Genomic DNA, 19,722 nt, shown 5'->3' on the forward strand with positions numbered 1-19,722 from the left:
TTAATATTATATATAATGAAGATTAGAAATTATTTATTGAGTGGCTGTCTTATAGCAGCATTGTGTTCGTGCGGTACTTCTCAGAAGGAGAACCTGAACCTCACCCTATCGAAAGACACGTTATTCGATAAGGTAAAAGGGGCTTGGGCCGGACAAATCTTGGGATGTACCTATGGCGGTCCAACAGAGTTTCAGTATTTGTCAACCATGATTCCTGATTCTGTGGTTATACCATGGGGAAATGGGGAAATCAAGAAATGGTTTGATGGTGGAGGTGGTCTTTATGATGATGTTTACGTAGATCTGACATTTGTAGAGACTTTTGAAAGGTGTGGATTGGATGCTCCTGTCGATTCTTTTGCGGCAGCATTCTTAGCTAAAGAATATCCGTTGTGTCATGCAAACCAGCAGGCTCGTTATAACCTGTTGCAAGGTTTGTCCCCCCATGCCAGTGGATATTGGAAAAACAATCCTCATGCCAATTGCTTGGATTTTCAGATTGAAGCTGACTTTGCAGGTATTATGTCGCCGGGTATGGTGAATAGTGCAGTGGATTTTTGTGACCGTATCGGACATATCATGGCTTACGGTGATGGATGGTATGGCGGAGTATACGTAGCTGCCATGTATTCTTTAGCTTATGTAAGTGATGATATTGAATACATCGTGACGGAAGGTTTGAAAGCGATCCCCCAGCAAAGTCGTTTTTATGCATGCATGACCGATGTTATAAACTGGCACAAACAATATCCAGATGATTGGAAAAAGTGCTGGGAAGAGATTGAGAAAAAATGGGGAACTAATGACATAGCCTGCCCAGATGGTGTTGAAGTACCTTTTAATATTGAAACCTATGTAAACGGAGCCTATATCATTTTGGGATTGCTTTACGGTCAGGGCGACTTTGAAAAAACAATTGATATTTCTACACGTGCGGGACAAGATTCCGACTGTAATCCGGCTTCTTCCGGAGGCATTTTAGGAACCATGCTTGGCTATAATCGCCTTCCGGAGAAATATAAGGCCGAAATGGCAATTGTTGAAGATATGCCTTTCAATAATACTGTGAGCTTTAATAAAGGTTCTGAGTTGAGTTACGGACAGGCTTTGCAGATGATAGAAAGAGAAGGTGGAAAAGTGGGTGAGAATGAAGTTAAAATTAACTTTCAGAAGCCTGTTCCTGCTAAATTGGAAATCAGCTTTGAAGGTTTGAAACTTGATAAGAAGGTGACTGTGGATAATTGGATTGCTAACTTTCCGACTGTGGAGTTCGACGGTATAGGGGCTGTTATTAAAGGAGAACTCAAGGGTGATAATGTTCCTGAAGATTATGTTGCAGAGTTAGAAGTATATTTCAATGATAAATTGGTAGAAGTCTGCAAGTTACCGTTGAAGTATAACCATCGCAAACATGAGCTGTTTTTTAATTACGAACAGCCTTACGGAAAATATAAAGTGACTTGTAAATGGACTAATCCAGTGAAAGGAGCAGATATTTGGGTAAGAGATGTAATTACTTATACAACAGATAAATAGGTATCAATATATTGAGAAACTGGTTTATATGCATGCCGGATAAAAAACGTTTCCAGTTTCTCATCTAAAAAAATAATAGAATTATGGATTTGAAGAAATTAGCGGATCAGTATAAGGATGAACTGTTGGATAATGTTCTTCCTTTCTGGTTAGAGCACTCCCAGGATCACGAGCATGGTGGGTATTTTACCTGTCTGGACCGGAAAGGGAATGTTTTTGACACAGACAAATTTATTTGGTTACAGGGCCGGGAAGTATGGTTGTTTTCAATGCTTTATAATAAGGTAGAGAAACGCCAGGAGTGGTTGGACTGTGCTATTCAGGGAGGTGAGTTCCTGAAAAAATATGGTCATGATGGAAATTATAACTGGTATTTTTCTCTTGATCGTACAGGACGTCCCTTGGTGGAGCCTTATAATATCTTCTCATACACCTTTGCTGTAATGGCATTTGGACAACTTAGCCTGGCTACGGGAAACCAGGAGTATGCGGATATAGCAATGAAGACTTTCGATATTGTATTATCGAAGACCAACAATCCTAAGGGAAAATGGAATAAGCTTTATTCGGGCACACGTGATTTGAAGAATTTTGCCTTACCGATGATCCTATGTAATTTGGCTATGGAAATAGAGCATTTGCTGGATAAGGGTTGTCTGGAAAAGACGATGGAAGTATGTATCCATGAAGTTATGGAAGTCTTTTATCGTCCGGAACTTGGAGGCATTATTGTAGAGAATGTTCTGGCAAATGGAGAACTTTCCGATTCTTTCGAAGGACGTCAGGTTACTCCGGGCCATGATATTGAGGCCATGTGGTTCATTATGGATCTTGGGAAACGTCTGAACCGTCCGGATTTGATTGAAAAGGCGAAGAACATTACTTTGACGATGCTTGATTATGGTTGGGACAAAGAATTTGGCGGTATCTACTATTTCATGGATCGTAAAGGATGTCCACCCCAACAATTGGAATGGGATCAGAAATTGTGGTGGGTTCATATTGAAACTCTGATTTCATTGCTCAAAGGTTATCAACTGACCGGAGATAAGCAATGTCTTGATTGGTTTGAAAAGGTACATGAATATACATGGAGCCATTTCAAAGATAATGAATATCCGGAATGGTATGGTTATCTGAATAGAAGAGGTGAGGTGTTATTGCCTCTGAAAGGTGGAAAGTGGAAAGGTTGTTTCCATGTTCCCAGAGGACTTTACCAGTGCTGGCAAATTTTAGAAGATATAACTAAGGTCGTATGAAACGAGAATAACAATTCCTAATTTTAAATTTTGGTAATATGAAAAACAAGTATCTTTGTTTGCTATTTTTATTATTCTCTCTAGTAAGTATGAGTGCACATGCTCAGATAAAGGTAGAGGGTAATGTGTTTGATGAGAATGACACTCCGTTGATTGGTGTATCAGTTGTTGCCGAGGGAGGGACAAATGGTGCTATTACTGATTTAAATGGTCATTTTTCACTTATGGTATCTAATGCGAATTCGCATTTGACTTTCTCTTATGTGGGCTACATCACTCAGAAAGTGCAGTTGAAAGGAAAAAAACTTCTGAAGATCATTCTGAGGGAAGATGCTAATTTGTTGGATGAAGTTGTAGTAGTAGGCTACGGTACACAGAAGAAAATAAATGTGACTGGTGCTATTGCACAGGTGGATAACAAGGAACTGAAGATGGCACCGAGCGGAAGCCTTTCCGGTATGCTGGCCGGCCGTTTGCCCGGTTTGATTTCCAAACAGAGCAGTGGACAGCCAGGTGCCGACGGTGCTAACTTGTACATCCGTGGTAATGGTGCCGGAGATGGTAGCCCGTTGATTGTAATCGATGGTGTTATTACCGATTACTTTCCATCATTTTCTCCTGATGAAGTAGAATCTATCACTATTTTGAAAGATGCGACTGCTGCGGCTGTTTATGGTGTGCGCGCTGCTGCTGGTGTAATCTTGATTACGACGAAGCGTGGTGCTGTTCAGAAGCCTACCGTAACGTATAACGGATCACTTACGTTGAGTCAGAATACTGATTTTCCGAAGTTCCTGAATGGACCGGATTATGCTTATTGGTATAATAAGGCTCAACTCTTGGACGGAGTTGCAGAGGAAAACTTGAGATTCTCACCTGAAGAAATAGACCGTATTACTAATCCGGGAGAGAATGAGCACATTTATGGAAATACAGACTGGTTTGATTTGTTATTCCGTAATACAGCTCCTACTTATACAAATAATGTTTCAGTTTCCGGTGGTACGGAAAAAATTAAGTTCTTTGCTTCAGTCGGTGCATACAATCAGGAGGGTATTATTAAACGTACTTCTTATGATAAGTATAATTTCCGTTCTAATATGGATGCAAAGATTACTGATAACTTTGATTTGTCTCTTGATTTATCCGGTTATGTTTCCGAGCAGGATGAGCCAGGTGCTTCTGCAGGTGTAGGTTCGTATGCTTCTATTTTCCAGCAAGCATTGTTGTCATATCCTTACTTGAAGCCTTATACGGCTGATGGAATGCCTATAGCCAGTATAAATACGGCTGGTAATGGAAATAACAATCCTATTGCGGCAAGAGATTTGTCTGGTAACAATAATGTTAAGAAGACATATTTCCAGGGCAATATTGCTATGAAGTATCAGCTGCCTTTTGTGAAAGGGCTGTCTGTTAAGTTGAATGCTTCTTATCTGAAGAATTATACTATGCAGAAGAAGTACTTCTTGACTTATGATGTGTACGGTTGGAATCAGACTACCCGTCAAGGTAATGTAGAGACTGGCCGAATTGCTAATAAAGTTTCTTTGAATCAGTGGTTCACGGAAAGTGAAGGTTATACGATTCAACCGGCTCTTGAGTACTCAAATAAATTTGGTAAGCATGCTATATCCGGATTATTCTTATATGAATTTTCCAGAACAGACGAGTCCAGTATGTCTGCCGGTAGAACGGATTTTCCTATAACTGATATCATGGATTTGAACTATGGTCTTGAGGTGAATAAAGATTTGGTAAAAGGCGGACACAGTCAGGCTAAACGTGCCGGCTATGTAATTCGTCTGAACTATTCTTATGATGATAAGTATTTATTAGAGTTCACCAGCAGAATTGATGCTTCTACAGCACTTCCCAAAAAGTACAGATGGGGTGTATTCCCGGGTGTTTCAGTAGGATGGAGACTTTCTCAGGAAGATTTCTTTAAGGAAGCCGTTCCTTTTATGGAAAACCTGAAGATCCGTGCATCTGTAGGACGTTTAGGTAGCGATCGTGCCATTAGTAATACGATGACTTATTTCTCTACAGCCACTTTATCGGCTGACCCGACAGTATTATTCGGTACCAGTCCCCAGAAATATTTGGGATTGAGCAGCCCGGTAAATCCTTTTTTGAAGTGGCAGTTGACTGATACTTATAATGTTGGTATCGAATCTAGTATGTGGAATGGTTTATTGGGTGTTGAATTGGATGTGTTCTATATGAAGACCACCCGTTCATTGGAGTCTCAGTCGGCAAACTTCCCGCCATCGCTGGGATCTTACTATCCAACGTATATCAATTATGGTTCTCATGATAATCGTGGTTTTGAGCTCGTATTGTCTCATAATAATCATATAAGAGATTTTACTTATCATGTAAGAGGTAATCTTTCCTGGGCTCGTAACAAAGTGTTGAAAATGACGGAAGATGCCAATGTGCCTGATTATAAACGTGCTACTGGTGGCCCGATGGGAAGATACTGGGGATTTGTTGCAGATGGTTTATTCCAGTCGGAAGAAGAAATAGCTCATAGTGCTGTTTTCGGTCCGACATTACCCGGTGATATCAAACTGAAAGATATTAATGGTGATGGTAAGATTACCTGGGATCAGGATATGGTTCCAATTGGTCGTAGCAATACACCGGAAATGATGTTTGGTTTGAATCTGGGTGCTGAATGGAAAGGTTTTGATTTCAATATGTTGTTGCAAGGTGCAGCTCTGTTTGATGTAAATTTATGCGGATTGTATAGTAGTGGAATTCGTGATGATACATTCTATACACGTCCTTTCTATGCTGATGGAAATACTCCTTATTATTTGGTGGAAGGTGCTTGGCGTCCCGATCATACTGATGCTAAATATCCTCGTTTAGGAATCGAGTCAAGATCAAATGGTGGAAAATTCTCTTCCTGGTGGGTAGAAGATGGTTCTTATGTACGTCTGAAATCTATTCAGTTGGGATATACCATACCAAAGAAATGGAGTAAAAAGGCTGGCTTTGAAAGAATTCGTGCTTATGTAGCCGGTGGTAACCTGTTTACTTTATCTCATCTGGAGCATATGGATCCTGAAATGCCAAGTGTAAATCAGGGATATTATCCTCAACAGCGTACGTATGAATTTGGATTAAATGTAACTTTCTAAAAAACTAATACAATGAAATCAGTAAATAAGATAATAACAGTATTTGCTTCTGCTTGCTTCACGCTGAGTAGTTGTGATATTGATCCTGTTCTGACAAGTAGTTATCCTGACGATATCACTTGGTCGAATGAAACGAATCTGCAATTGTATATTAATGGCTTTTATTCTTTGATCGGAGGATATTATTCAATCACTGATGATGCATGCGCTGATCTTTTGAAAGCCAATAATCCGGCTGCCAATACTAATTTGTTTGTATTCGGTTCTACTCCTATTACTTCTGCCAGTAATCTTTTTGACAACTGGAATAATAGGCATTCCTGGCAATTGACTTGTTGCCGTGCTTTGGAAGGATTGGAAAAACACCGTGAAAACTTTACTGAAGAGGTTGCCAAACGTGCAGAGGCGGAATTCCGTTTTTTCCGTGCAGTGGCTAATTTTGATTTGGCGAAGCGGTATGGAGCTAGTTTTATCCTGTACAAGCAGTTACCTGAACTTGGACAAAAGGAGCATGCGCGTTGTACACCGGATGAATGTTGGGATTTCATAGCAGAGGATTTAGACTTTGCAGCTAAAAATTTGCCTCTGAGAGGTACTGTAGAGGCCGGTAAGTTGACAAGTGGTGCAGCTTATGGAATGAAAGCTCGTGCTATGCTCTATGCTGAGCGTTGGAAAGATGCTTCCGATGCTGCTGCCGAATTGAAAAAGCAAGGGTATGAACTGTATGAGGATTATGGGAAGTTGTTTCTGAATAGAAGAGCGAAACCGGTTGCAAATAATGAAAGTGTCATAGAGTTTGGTTATGTTTACGAGACGTTGGATTATTCTTTTGATTATTTCAATTGTCCGCCCAGTGATGGTGGTTATGCTGAAATCAGTCCGACAGAGACGTTGGTATCGGCTTATCAGATGGCTGATGGTAAAGAGTTTGATTGGAACAATCCTGAAATGGCTGCCAATCCCTATGAAGGCCGTGAACCACGTTTCTATGCTTCCATCCTTTATAATGGTTGTCAATGGAAAGGAGAAACACTTTACACATACGAAGGTAGTGTGGATGGCTATGGTTTAGGTGGTGGTACTACTTGCACAGGTTACTATATGCGTAAGTTGTTTGATCCGGAAATTAGTAAGAGCCAAATGCGTAGAACTGATCTGACTTTCTATTATATGCGTTATGCTGAAGTTCTATTGATCTATGCGGAAGCAATGGCAATGCAAGATAAACTTACTGAAGCATTGGAAGCATTGAATGAAGTAAGAGACAGAGTTGATTTGCCGGCAGTATCAGCCAGTACAAAAACTGAATTCATGAAACTTCTCCGCCACGAAAGAATGGTAGAGTTAGCTTTTGAAGGACATCGTTTTTGGGATCTCCGTCGTTGGGGATTGGCAACTACAGTCCTGAATGGTACTCACATGGAAGGAGTGAAGCCGACAAAAGTAGGTGATGGATATGAATACAATGTTGTGGATTGTGATGCTGGTAAAACGCGTGTTTATCTGGAGAAATACAATCGCTTCCCTATTCCTATTGCAGAAATTCAGCAGAACCCTGCTTGTGAACAGTTTGACGAATGGAAATAATTAAAAAAATGAAGCTATGAAAATACTTAATAGAATTGCAGCAACAGCGTGTTTGTTTGGGGCAGTGCTCTTGGTTTCCTGTGAGTCTCCTGACTTGAGCACAGCACATGAAAGCCAAGTGAATGGTCTACTTAATGTAACCATTCAGATACCTGATAATCCGACGGAGTTTTATGCTACCAAGAAAGGTCCTTATGAAGAGGGAGAAGAAATTACGGTGAAAGTTCCTACCACGGATGAAGACCCGCTCGATGTAAGCCGTCTGATTTGCACCGTAAGTGTGGAGCATAATTGTTATGTTGTTCCGGGAGTTGGGGGTGAAATGGATTTCACTGAGCCTTATAAAATAACAGTAATCGATGCATTGGGAAATCGTCATAACAATACGATTCGTGTGGTACCGACACCGCCTAAAACCAAGTTCTCCAAAGTGTGGGAAAAGAACTGTACCGATCTGGGATTGGCAAGCCGCAATAATACAGGCTTAGCAATATACGGTCAATATCTGGCAGTTCAGGAATATAATGGTCCTATCTACCTGTATGACATGAAGACGGGAGCAGCGGTTAAGACTATAGATGCAGCAAGATCGTTTATGATGAAGGCTCGTACGGATGATGCCGGCCACTTGATTACTTCCCGTGAAAATATTTACGGTGCAGGTTTCATGGTCTTCTATTATTCTGAAGCAGATCAGGAACATAAGTTGCTGCTTGACTATACTGCCGGTGATGGTTGTCCGGGAGATTTGGGATATAACATGAGCGTGGCAGGTGATGTAACCAGCGGTACAGCTTATATTTATGGTACAGGTCCTAATGATATGACTATTTATTATTGGAAATTACAGGATGGTCAGTTAGTAACTCCTGCCAATCAGCCTAATAAATTGCGTTACGGACCGGCCGGAAGTTCTTGGACTGCCGCACCTGCCATACAGCGTGCTTCATTGGCCGACGATTCGGATCATTACATCAGTTATACGAAGTGGGTAAACGGAAACAGTGATGAGGCTTTGAAGAGTCGCTTCAATATTTTTACGACATCCATGGAAGTTACAGCTTTGAATGCGGCTGCTCACGAATACCGCTTGCTTGGCTTCAATGTATTTAAGGTGGAAAATGATACCTATTTGGCACTCAATGACCAAGGTGCTGACCAATGGGCCGGTGGTGGTGCCACCCTCAAGGTATTCGACATTACCAATACCTCTAAGATGGAACTGGGACCGGACGATGACGGATATGGTGACTTCTGTGTATTTACAAGCGATATGTCCGCATGGGGGCAGAATTACTTTAGCTGGGGAGACGTTGCTGTCTACAAAGAAGCAACCTCAACCGGATATGATGTGTACATTGCAACCTCTGTTGTTGGCTTTGATTTATCACAGTCTATTGTAAGAATGTATAAGATGAGTTATTTCCGTCAATAATACACATTGATTAATTCAAATCGGGAGTGCCGCTAATCCGGCGGCACTCTCTTTTAAAACTAATGCCTTATGAAAACAACTGCTATATTGGTAAGTCTGTTCTGTTTTATTTTGGCTTCCTGTGGAAGTGATGATCATAACGGAGGAGGAAACGGTCAGGATGGTGACTATAACCTGCAAGAAGAGATACGCAAAATATTGAATAGCACGAAAGCTACTAAAAATATTAACCCTTTCGATGAATTGGGGTGCGAAATTTATCGTACTGGTCCTACCAGTGCCGAAGAACCTACCAATGCCACTATTGACTATGATTTAGGTGATGACTATAAAGAAGGAGTGGGAAGTTTTAAGCTGAAATACAGTTTTTCCGGTAAGCCTATGACTTCAAATCCTGAGTATGTCTATTTCGAAGAAACATGGGGAGATTATCGCCCCGACCTGTCTTTCTATCCTTTGGGACTTTCCATTTGGGTGAAAGGTCAAAAAGGTAACAAAGGTGTTTTCCGCTTCATCATTATGGAGGATGAGAAGCAATTCAGCGCCGACAAACCGCATGACAGTACACGTAAGAGATGGCAATATTATGCTTTCGAAGACGAAGAAATATTATCCAAAGAAGGTTGGAACCGTCTGGTTATGCCCTACAGTGCGTTCAAATTGTATAAAAAGGGGCAGGGGGCTACGGCTGACGGCTTATTGCTAAACCGTTTTGAAGGATTCAGGATTGAAATCGTAAATACGAAACATGAAGTTTGCACCGGCGAGGTAAGTATCGACGCGTTGGAGCAATTGACCTCTTATGAACTGAAAAGCGGAAAGCCCAAGTTCTCTAGTATTTTTGTACAATTGAATACCGCTTATGTCAACGAAGACTGGGATAAACAGTTTCAGGATAGCCGTGCCATCGGCATTGACACCTGGATTATCCAGTACGCGGAGCAGTTTACAGACGGAGAAAACACCAGCATTTCGTTCTATAAGAATACCAATATGCCTTGGATTACCGAGAAGTATGACTTTGTCGACCAAATGTTCGAGGCTGCCGAGCGCAATGGCATAAAACTGATTGTAGGCCTTTATCCCGGTGATTACAGTAAAACGAATACGGCATCACCGGAGAAATATAATCTCAATTTAGAGAGAAATAAGATGGTGTTCGATGAGCTGTATGAGCAATTTGGCAATCACCCTTGCCTTGAAGGCTGGTATATAACCGAAGAATTTCACGACGGTTCTTATCCTGTAGGCTGGCAGCAAGAACCCTCTTTATCCATGTTGGCTAAATATCTTGAAGGAGTGGCATCTTATATCAAGACAAAATCGGATAAGCCCGTTTCTATTGCTCCGGCTTTATGGCGAGGTATGCCAGCTGATCTTTGTGGCCAATGGTTCGGACGGATTTTCGCCCAGACGCCCAATATTGATTATTTATACATTCAGGACCTTGGCGGACGTTGCCTTGTGGACGTGGATGTAGACCTGCCTAATTGGTTTGCTGAGATTAAAAAAGCATGTGATGCCAACGGCGTACATTTTGGTGTTGATATAGAATCATTCCAGAGTTGCTGGTGTCCGAATGTCCCTTATCGGGAAAAGAACTGGAGTGAACTAAAGGAGCAACTATTCGTAGCAGGGTTGTTTACCGAATATATCACGAATTTCAGTTGGGTTACTTTTAAGAAGGGTACAAACAATTACACAAGTTATAAAAAGTATCTGGAAGATAACGGACTTTTGTAAATAAAGGAGACTCTAATACCCGAAGGTGTAGTGGTAAATAGAAAAGGGCTACACCATAAGGGTGAAAGGGTGTAGCTATCCGGACAAAAGGGTGTAGCCTCTTCATTAAAAGGGTGTAGCCCGCTTAAATCATCGCCACAACTATATACGGACAGGGGTGTTGTTCGCAATCTTTATCCGGATATCTAATATGGATTTTATTTATGTATATATTTATTGTAGACTAAAATAGAATGAAAAATGCAATCTTTATAGCAGGAATGCTTCTTAGCTCCTTTGTCATAAGGGCCGGAGATATTTCGAAGTATGTGCTGGATAATTATCTGATTCCCGTGGGACAGTCGGGGAGTGTGGTGGGCCGGATATATCCCACGCCCTCCAATGTTCGTTTGTTGAGTGATACTTCTTCTCTTTTCCGGATTGATCTTAAAGAGAAATCAATCTGTCTGAAAAAGAATAGGGCATTATCAGCAGGGCAGACGAGTTACAGATACGGCATAACACTTTTGATTGATGGGCAGCAGTGTGAGTTTGAATTATTGAAAGACGGCTTCAGTAAGAACAGAGTGGTGGCTCATCGGGGTGCCTGGAGACAAAAAGGGGTGTTGCAAAATTCTGTTCGTTCTTTTCAGAATGCGGTAGAATTGGGATGTCAGGGGTCTGAATTGGACGTTTGGTTAACTGCCGACAATAGAGTTGTTCTTTCTCATGATCCGCATGTATATGGATTGGAAGTTGAAAATATCACCTCATTGCAGTTATTTCAACAAACGATTAATGAGAAAGACCCGGTGCCTTCACTTCAGGAACTCTTGATAGCTGCAAGGGCACAGAATAGTACCCATCCTATTATTGAAATAAAAGATTCCCAAAAAGGTTTGGAACGTACGTTGCAGTTGACAGACTCAGTGGTGAATATTGTTCATCGCATGAAAATGCAGGGATATGTGGAATATATCAGTTTCAATTATGAAGTCTTGAAACGTATCCGCGAACTGGACCCTACAGCCAGAACTCTTTACTTATGGGAAGGTAAGAAGGAACTGAAAGACTTGGTGAACGACCGCATCTCAGGAATTGATTATTCTTACTATGCATACAGGCAGGATAAGAATCTGACTCAAAAAGCCAGGGAAGTCGGTTTGCTTACCAATGTCTGGACGGTGAATAATGCGGAAGAGCTACAACAATATTATTTGTTGGGAGTAGACTATATTACTACAGATGAACCTGAATTATTATTGAAGATTATAGACAGTTTAAAATAAAAGATATGATGTGTAAGAAAATTGCTTTATGCTTAATGGTATTATTCAATGCTCTTACGGTTTTGGGCCAGAAAGAAGTATTGAAATTCAATCGTGACGGTAAGTTTAAGATTGTACAGTTTACGGATGTTCATTATAAATATGATGATCAGGCGAATTCACAAATATCTCTGGATCGTATAAACGAAGTATTGGATGCCGAACGTCCTGATTTCGTCATGTTTACGGGAGATGTGGTTGTTTCTAATGAAGCTTTTAAGGGGCTGGACATTGTTTTGGAGCCTTGCATCAGACGCAATATTCCGTTTGGAGTGATATTTGGCAATCATGATGATGAGTATGATCGCACCCGGGCGGAACTGTATGATTATCTCTCACAAAAGAAAGGCAGTATGATGCCTGCACGTGAGGGCGAAGTTGCTCCCGATTATGTTTTGACGGTGAAGTCGTCAAAGGATAAGGATAAAAATGCGGCTCTTCTATATTGCATTGATTCTCATGCATACACGCAGATAAAGTCAGTACCCGGATATGACTGGATTAAGTTTGACCAGATTGCCTGGTACAGAAATCAAAGCAAGGAGTTTACGAAGCAGAATAATGATATCCCTCTTCCTGCATTGGCTTTCTTCCACATTCCCATACCCGAATACAAAGATGCTGTGATGGAAGATAAGAACAGATTGTTTGGAGTGAGAGGTGAAGGAGTTGCTTGCCCTACCACTAATTCAGGTCTGTTTACTTCTATTAAGGAGTGTGGAGATGTTATGGGGACATTTGTCGGTCACGATCATAACAATGATTATGCAGTTATGTATAAGGAGGTGTTATTGGCCTATGGGCGTTATTCTGGTGGAAATACGGTGTACAATAATTTGGCTAACGGTGCCCGTGTAATCATATTGCAAGAGGGAGAGCGTAAGTTCGATTCCTATATTCGTCTGGCCGGTGGCGAGATTGAATCACGGATTTCTTATCCGGGTAGTTTTAACTAATTCTAATTTAAAAAGATGATTATGAAACGTACTTTTTTACTTCTTTTTTCTTTGTTCAGTCTGGTAAGTTTGCAGGCGGAGAATAAAGTGAGCTTAACTTTAATACCTCCGGGAAAAATCACTAATAAGGTCGATCTGGATATCCGCGGTGGCATTGTGAACGAAAGTGCTTCACAACAGACTTATCAGGTAGCTTTGTATTGGAATAAAGAGAATAAAGATGCACTGTTATACGAAACGGTTGTGACAATCCCTGCCGGAAAGGCCGAAACGGTTAAAGTGGTTATACCTACCAAGGACCGGGTGGGGAAGAATAAAGTGATCTTCAAAGTGGCTAATGAAGGCAAGGCCTATCGGAAGACAAAAGATATAGAAGTGATTGAATCGGATATTCGCTCTATCCAACAGATATCCGGTGCTTGGACGGGCATCTATCACTGGAGCGAAATCGAAGGAAAACATTGGAATCAGGATATCAAGAAGATGACCGACGATCAATGGAGAGAGTTGATCCGTTCCATGAATAAGCTGGAAATGAATATGGTGGTCATTCAGGAAGTTTTCCGCAATGAAGAATATGTAGGCAAACATACTACCAATGTGGATAACTATGTAGGTAAAGCCTTCTATCCTTCCAAACTGTATCCCGGCCGTATGGAACTTACAGCCAAAGACCCGATTGAAGCCATCCTGACGGAAGCCGATAAACAGGGCATGAACGTACTGATGGGAGTGGGTATGTTTGCCTGGTTCGACTTTACCCCCGAATCTTTGGAATGGCACAAACGGGTGGCTAAAGAACTGTGGGATATGTATGGTCACCACGAATCCTTTTATGCCTTCTATGTATCCGAAGAGAGTGGCGGCGGTCTGGATAACTGGGAACAACGCCCCGAGATGCGTAAAAAGAGAAAAGACGATATCGTGAATTTCTTCAAAGAGTTTAAGGCTTACTGTAACGCACTTGCACCGGACAAACCGATAATGCTGGCTACCAACAGTTTTGAAGTTCCCAACGGAATGGATACATATCCGGCACTTATGGAGCATCTGGATATCTTGTGCCCATTCGGATTTGCCCGTATGCCGGACGGTGATCTGACCGGTAAGGAAGCGGCTAATATGTTGCAGAAAGTTTGTGATGAGGCTAAAGCTCATTTGTGGTTCGACCTGGAAGTATTCCTGTTCAATCCGGATAACTCCCTCTATCCCCGTCCGGTAGAAGAAATCATCCGTGACTTGAATCTGTTTGATAACTTCGAGAAGATTCTTTGCTATCAGTTCCCGGGGGTATTCAATGATCCGAAGATGTCTATCCGTGTGGGCGAAGCACGTACTATCGACTTGTTCAACGGATACATGAAATACCTGAAAGAATTGAAAGCTAAAAATAAGAAACGTAAATAAAGAAAATGATGAAACGTTATTGTCTATATCTGTTTATCCTGATAGGGATAAGTTGCTCTGCGGAACTGAAAGCTCAAAAAAATGGAACTGTTTACAAAGGGAATGATCCTGCCGTGCGATATACCGGCAGAACGTTGGTTTCTCCCGATGGTTCGGTAGCTTTCGACTGGGTAGGTACTTATCTGGAAACCCGCTTTACTGGTGGAAAGCTGTCAGTGAAAGTTTCTGAAACAGGAACGAGCTATTATAATGTATTTGTTGATGGCAAACTGCATAAAGTCGTGAAAGTATGCGGAACGGATACATTGATCCATCTGGTATCGGGCATAGACAAGCGCATTCATAGTTTGAAGATACAGAAACGTTCCGAAGGCGAATTCGGCAAGACAACTGTCCATCAGTTTGTCTTGTCCGGTTCGGGACGCCTGGCGGAAGAGCCGGCAGTGCGTACACGGCATATCGAGTTTATCGGAAACTCACTCACCTGCGGATATGGCACAGACGGGAAACATCGCGATGAACCTTTCCTGGTAGAGACGGAAAATTGTAATCTCACATTTGCCTCTATGGTAGCCCGTTATTATGATGCGGACTATACACTGATTGCCCATTCCGGTAGAGGAGCCGCTCGCAATTATGGTGATTCGGTACGCGTGTCGAAGGTTACGATGAAAGACCGGATGCTGAATACCTTTGACGAAGACCTCACCCATAAATGGAATTTTAAGGAATATCGTCCGGATCTGGTAGTTATCAATTTAGGTTCCAATGATTTCTCAACGGAGCCTCATCCTTACAAAAGCGAATTCACCAAAGCGTACAAACAGATTCTTGCACAACTGCGTGAGCATTATGGAGATATTCCCATATTGTGCATTTACCCTGTAGCTATGCAGGCCCCTGTATTCAGTTATTATGAAGCGATAATAAACGAAGTGAATGATCCGAAAGTCTTTCTACTGAAACTGGATAAGAATCTCTATAACCGGACTACCGACCTGGGGGCTGCATGGCATCCCGGATATTCGGGACATAAGAAAATGGCGATGTGGATAATTCCTTATATCTCTACGATTATGGGCTGGGATCTGACGGATAAAGTGATTGAATAAACCTGAAAAAAACAAGAGATGCGAAGACGTGACTTTATAAAATACCTGGGATTAGGGGGCGTTGCCATGCTAGCCATGCCTCAATCTATACGTGCAAACTCTTCTGCCGTTGCAGTGTCATCTTCATGCAAAAAGCTGAAACCTATTTCCGGTTCCTGGTTTGAGTTCCGGCATTCGGCTTCGGAAGGGGGAAACTGGAATAAAGCATTGACGCATTTTACTGCCGACCAATGGCGGCGGAAGATTTTCGAAATGCGTGAGATTGGAATGGAGTATCTGGTTATGATGGGTGTAGCTCTGGATGGAAAGCCGTTCTATCCTTCACAGATAGCTCCTCAAATCCCGATGGGATGTGAAGATCCTTTGGAGGCGGTACTTGCTGCTGCCGATGAATGTGGCATCAAGTTCTTTGTGAGCAATGATTTTTGGGGAGAGTTGGATGCTTATACCATGATGATAGACAAAGGCGTGCAGAAGTTACGTTTTCGTTCTATGGAAGAGGTGGCTCAAAAATATTCCCATCACGAAAGTTTCTACGGGTGGTATTTCCCGAACGAAGCCCAGTTGCAACCCTATTTCATTGATGAGTGCGTGAAGTACGTCAATGATTGTGCGGACTTTGCCCAAAGGTTAACTCCGAACTGTGTCAATCTGATAGCCCCGTACTTCATTAAAGAAGCACGTTTCGATGATTATTTTGTCCGCCAGTTAGAGAAAATGAATATCGATATCATTGCTTACCAGGATGGAGTGGGAGTGAACCATACCGCATTGGAAGATTCCGCCAGATTCTATGAAATCTTGTACAAGGCTCATGAGAAAGCTTCCAGAGCAAGACTATGGGCTGATATGGAACTGTTCTATTTTGAAGATGGGGACGGAGGCAATCTGTTGCCTGCCGACTTCAACAAACGCATTATCAGGCAGATGGAGAATATCTCTCCGTTTGTAGATAAGATTCTCTGTTATCAGTATATCGGTATCATGAATAAGCCCGGTACTGATATTATTGCCGGACATCCGGATTCCCTGCGTCTGTATGAACAATACAGTGCGTGGTACAACCAGTATAAAAACAAGAAATGAGTATGTCGAAAAGAAATATAATATGGCTCCTGATGGCTTTCTTCTTTATAGCCGATCTGGCTGCCGCCGTTCATAAAGGAAAGAAAGAAGTGGTTCTGTCCGAACAGAGCCTGCGTGATAAAGTGAAAGGTGCCTGGGCGGGTCAGACCTTGGGATGCAGTTACGGAGGACCTACTGAGTTTAAATTCCTGGGAACTATCATTCAGGATTATATTCCCATTCCCTGGGATAAGCATACGGTCAAGAATTGGTATGATACCTTTCCCGGTTTGTATGATGATGTTTATGTGGATCTGACTTTTGTGGAAGTCTTCGAAAGATGCGGGCTGGATGCTCCGGTTGATTCTTTTGCGACGGCTTTCGGACGGACAGAATATCCGTTGTGGCATGCCAACCAAGTAGCCCGCTACAATCTGTTGCAGGGAGTGAAAGCACCTCAGAGCGGTTACTGGAAGAATAACCCTCATGCACATTGCATCGACTTCCAGATTGAAGCGGATTTTGCCGGGATTATGTCACCGGGAATGCCTAATCAGGCCGCTGAAATCTGCGATAGGGTAGGGCATATCATGTCCTATGGTGAAGGATGGTATGGCGGAGTTTATGTGGCAGCCATGTACTCTCTGGCTTATGTCAGCAATGATATAGAATATATCGTAAAAGAAGCGCTGAAGGTGATACCGGAAGAAAGCGATTTCCACAAGTGTATGTCGGACGTAATTCGCTGGCACAGGAAATATCCGAAAGACTGGAAACGAACCTGGTTCGAGTTGCAGAACAAGTGGAGCGAAGAAATCAGCTGTCCCGAAGGCATTCATAATTCCTTTAATATCGGTACGAAGATAAACGGTGCCTATATACTCCTGGGCTTGCTTTACGGACAGGGGGATTTCACAAAGACCATAGATATCGCCACGCGTGCCGGTCAGGACTCTGATTGTAATCCGGCTTCAGCCGCAGGCATCTTGGGAACCATGATAGGATACAGCAACATCCCCGAATCCTGGAAAGAAGCTTTGTATGAAGTAGAAGACATACCTTTCTCCAATACGGATATCAGTCTGAATAAAGCCTATGACATGACGTACAGACATGCCAGCGAGATGTTGCAGAAGCATGGAAACGGGAAGGTAGGAACAGACTTCATAATCAGACGGGAGAACATCAGACCTGTTGCTTTGGAAGTAGCTTTTGAGAATCTGAAAGTGAGCGATAAACTTACAATAGAGAAATCCATAGATGATGTAAATCCCTTCTCTTTCGAAGGAACCGGACTGGTTGTAAAAGGATATGTGGCAGGTGGGCTTCCGGCGGACTATACGGCGGAAATGGATGTATATATCGATGGGCAGTTCTATGAAACAACCGCCTTGCCCCAATATATCAATCACCGGAAGTGTGAATTGTTCTTCTGCTATGATCGTCCTGTAGGGAAGCACACTGTAACTTTTAAATGGAAAAATCCCGTATCGAACGGGAAAATATGGATAACCGAAGTAATAATCTATACAACGAAATAAATATGAAAAATATACTATCCCTAATCAGTATTTCTTCTCTGCTGCTTGTGTTGGCGGCTTGCGGTAGTAAGCAGGCCCCCACAGCAGAGGAGATAGTAGCGAAAGCACGTGCGGTAAAGACTTTGAATGCTTACGACGAGATGAGCTGTGTGGTGTACGAAATGAAAGGACTTCCCGAGTCACCGCAAACCTCGATAGACCGTTTTATCAGCGATGACTGTGTGGAGGGAACGGGAAGCTTCGAGCTTAAATACTCTTTCTCCGGCAATGCGTCCGGAACCGAATCCGTATATATCCAGCAGAGTGGGGGAGACTATCGCAGTGACTTGTCTTTCCATCCGTTGGGACTTTCCATCTGGGTGAAAGGTAATAAGAATAATAAAGGTACATTCCGTTTCATGCTTATTCAGGATGTGGATCAGTTTACGCAGGATGCGCTTCATGAGAAAGATCGCTGGCAGTTCTTCGAGTATGTGGATAAGGATGTACTGACCAAGGAAGAATGGACACGTGTAGTGATGCCTTATGAGGCCTTTACTTTTGCCAAAGGGCGTGATCTGGGCGAAAACAAACTGGTTCTGAACCGCCTTGAAGGTTATCGTCTTGAAATCACGAACGATGATAACAGCACATGTACAGGTGAGTTTTGCATCGACAATCTGGAGCAACTGACCTCTTATACTCCTGAATTCAAGGGAACTCCCAAGTTCTCCAGTGTTTTCATTCAGCTGAATGGCGTCTATAAAGAGACAAACTGGGATGAAGAATTCAAAGCAAGCCGTGAAGTGGGCATTGACACTTGGATTATCCAGTATGCCGAAGGTTTCAATGACCGCACGAATGAAAAATCTTCTTTCTATTCGCCGACAAATCTGCCGTGGGTGACCAAGCAATATGATATCATGAACCGAATGTTCGATGCTGCCGAGCGTAACGGGATGAAGCTGATTGTCGGACTATACCCCGGTGATTACAGCAAGGAAGATACCACAAAACCGGAACAATATGAATTTCTGGTGGAGCGTAATAAACAAGTATTCGATGAACTGTTTGCCCTTTGGGGGAATCATCCCAGTCTGGCGGGATGGTACATAACCGAAGAATTTCATGACGGTTCGTATCCGGTAGGCTGGCAGCAGGAACCTGCCTTGTCTATGCTGGCTAATTATTTGCAGACAGTGGCGGCTTATGTGAAGTCGAAGTCTCCGAAAGAAGTCTGCATAGCTCCTGCTTTGTGGAGGGGAATGCCCGCTGACCTCTGCGGAAAATGGTTTGGTAAGATATTTGCCCAGACTCCCGATATAGATGTGCTTTATCTTCAGGATATAGGCGGACGTTGTCTGGTAGATTTTGATGTAGACCTGCCCAACTGGTTTGCCGAAATAAAGAAAGCCTGCGATGCTAACGGAGTGATTTTCGGAGTAGATATAGAGTCGTTCAAAGAGTGCTGGTGCCCGAGAATTACCATGCGGACCAAACCCTGGACCGAGCTGGAGGAACAGCTGAGAGTAGCCGGAATGTTTACTGATCATATTACGAATTTCAGTTGGGCTACCTTCAAACCGGGAACAGATACCTATGAAGGGTATAAGAAATACCTTGAAGGAAAATAAGCAACCCTATTA

13 protein-coding genes are annotated in these 19,722 nt (G+C 42.4%); all 13 read left to right on the forward strand.

Features of this window, described 5'->3' with window-relative positions; genetic code table 11:
* Window positions 1–15: 15 nt before the first annotated feature.
* The 13 genes from K429_RS0122875 to K429_RS0122935 all read left to right on the forward strand — a co-directional run bounded on the left by K429_RS0122875 (window position 16) and on the right by K429_RS0122935 (window position 19,710).
* Window positions 16–1,536: an ADP-ribosylglycohydrolase family protein gene (locus K429_RS0122875; RefSeq protein WP_007213407.1), complete on the forward strand. Its 1,521-nt coding sequence runs from the start codon at window positions 16–18 to the stop codon at window positions 1,534–1,536.
* 83 nt (window positions 1,537–1,619) lie between these two features.
* Window positions 1,620–2,795, forward strand: coding sequence for an AGE family epimerase/isomerase (locus K429_RS0122880; RefSeq protein WP_029328212.1), 1,176 nt, complete (start codon window positions 1,620–1,622; stop codon window positions 2,793–2,795).
* Between the two features lie 38 nt (window positions 2,796–2,833).
* Window positions 2,834–5,944: a TonB-dependent receptor gene (locus K429_RS0122885; protein WP_022209473.1), complete on the forward strand. Its 3,111-nt coding sequence runs from the start codon at window positions 2,834–2,836 to the stop codon at window positions 5,942–5,944.
* Between the two features lie 12 nt (window positions 5,945–5,956).
* On the forward strand, window positions 5,957–7,531 hold the full coding sequence (locus K429_RS0122890; protein ID WP_007213410.1) for a RagB/SusD family nutrient uptake outer membrane protein: 1,575 nt from the start codon (window positions 5,957–5,959) through the stop codon (window positions 7,529–7,531).
* 16 nt (window positions 7,532–7,547) lie between these two features.
* Window positions 7,548–8,966 (forward strand): DUF5018 domain-containing protein, encoded by a 1,419-nt coding sequence (locus K429_RS0122895; protein ID WP_007213411.1) that lies wholly within the window; start codon window positions 7,548–7,550, stop codon window positions 8,964–8,966.
* Between the two features lie 69 nt (window positions 8,967–9,035).
* Window positions 9,036–10,709 (forward strand): DUF4434 domain-containing protein, encoded by a 1,674-nt coding sequence (locus tag K429_RS0122900; protein ID WP_029328214.1) that lies wholly within the window; start codon window positions 9,036–9,038, stop codon window positions 10,707–10,709.
* 233 nt (window positions 10,710–10,942) lie between these two features.
* Window positions 10,943–11,977, forward strand: coding sequence for a glycerophosphodiester phosphodiesterase family protein (locus K429_RS0122905; RefSeq protein WP_029328215.1), 1,035 nt, complete (start codon window positions 10,943–10,945; stop codon window positions 11,975–11,977).
* Between the two features lie 5 nt (window positions 11,978–11,982).
* Window positions 11,983–12,972 (forward strand): metallophosphoesterase family protein, encoded by a 990-nt coding sequence (locus K429_RS0122910; RefSeq protein ID WP_081750932.1) that lies wholly within the window; start codon window positions 11,983–11,985, stop codon window positions 12,970–12,972.
* 21 nt (window positions 12,973–12,993) lie between these two features.
* On the forward strand, window positions 12,994–14,379 hold the full coding sequence (locus tag K429_RS0122915; RefSeq protein ID WP_022209470.1) for a DUF4434 domain-containing protein: 1,386 nt from the start codon (window positions 12,994–12,996) through the stop codon (window positions 14,377–14,379).
* 5 nt (window positions 14,380–14,384) lie between these two features.
* Window positions 14,385–15,491: an SGNH/GDSL hydrolase family protein gene (locus K429_RS0122920; protein ID WP_007213470.1), complete on the forward strand. Its 1,107-nt coding sequence runs from the start codon at window positions 14,385–14,387 to the stop codon at window positions 15,489–15,491.
* Window positions 15,492–15,509: 18 nt separating this feature from the next.
* Complete coding sequence (locus K429_RS0122925) at window positions 15,510–16,577, forward strand: DUF4434 domain-containing protein (protein ID WP_029328217.1); 1,068 nt, start codon at window positions 15,510–15,512, stop codon at window positions 16,575–16,577.
* Window positions 16,574–18,097, forward strand: a complete 1,524-nt coding sequence (locus K429_RS0122930; RefSeq protein WP_081679883.1) for an ADP-ribosylglycohydrolase family protein — start codon at window positions 16,574–16,576, stop codon at window positions 18,095–18,097. The genes K429_RS0122925 and K429_RS0122930 overlap by 4 nt, the downstream gene beginning before the upstream one ends.
* Window positions 18,098–18,099: 2 nt before the next feature.
* The gene (locus tag K429_RS0122935; protein ID WP_029328219.1) at window positions 18,100–19,710 is read left to right on the forward strand and encodes a DUF4434 domain-containing protein; all 1,611 of its coding nucleotides are present in this window, start codon (window positions 18,100–18,102) and stop codon (window positions 19,708–19,710) included.
* Window positions 19,711–19,722 lie beyond the last annotated feature (12 nt).

The sequence above is a fragment of the Bacteroides sp. 14(A) genome, from assembly GCF_000526555.1.
GTDB classification, from domain to species: domain Bacteria; phylum Bacteroidota; class Bacteroidia; order Bacteroidales; family Bacteroidaceae; genus Bacteroides; species Bacteroides cellulosilyticus.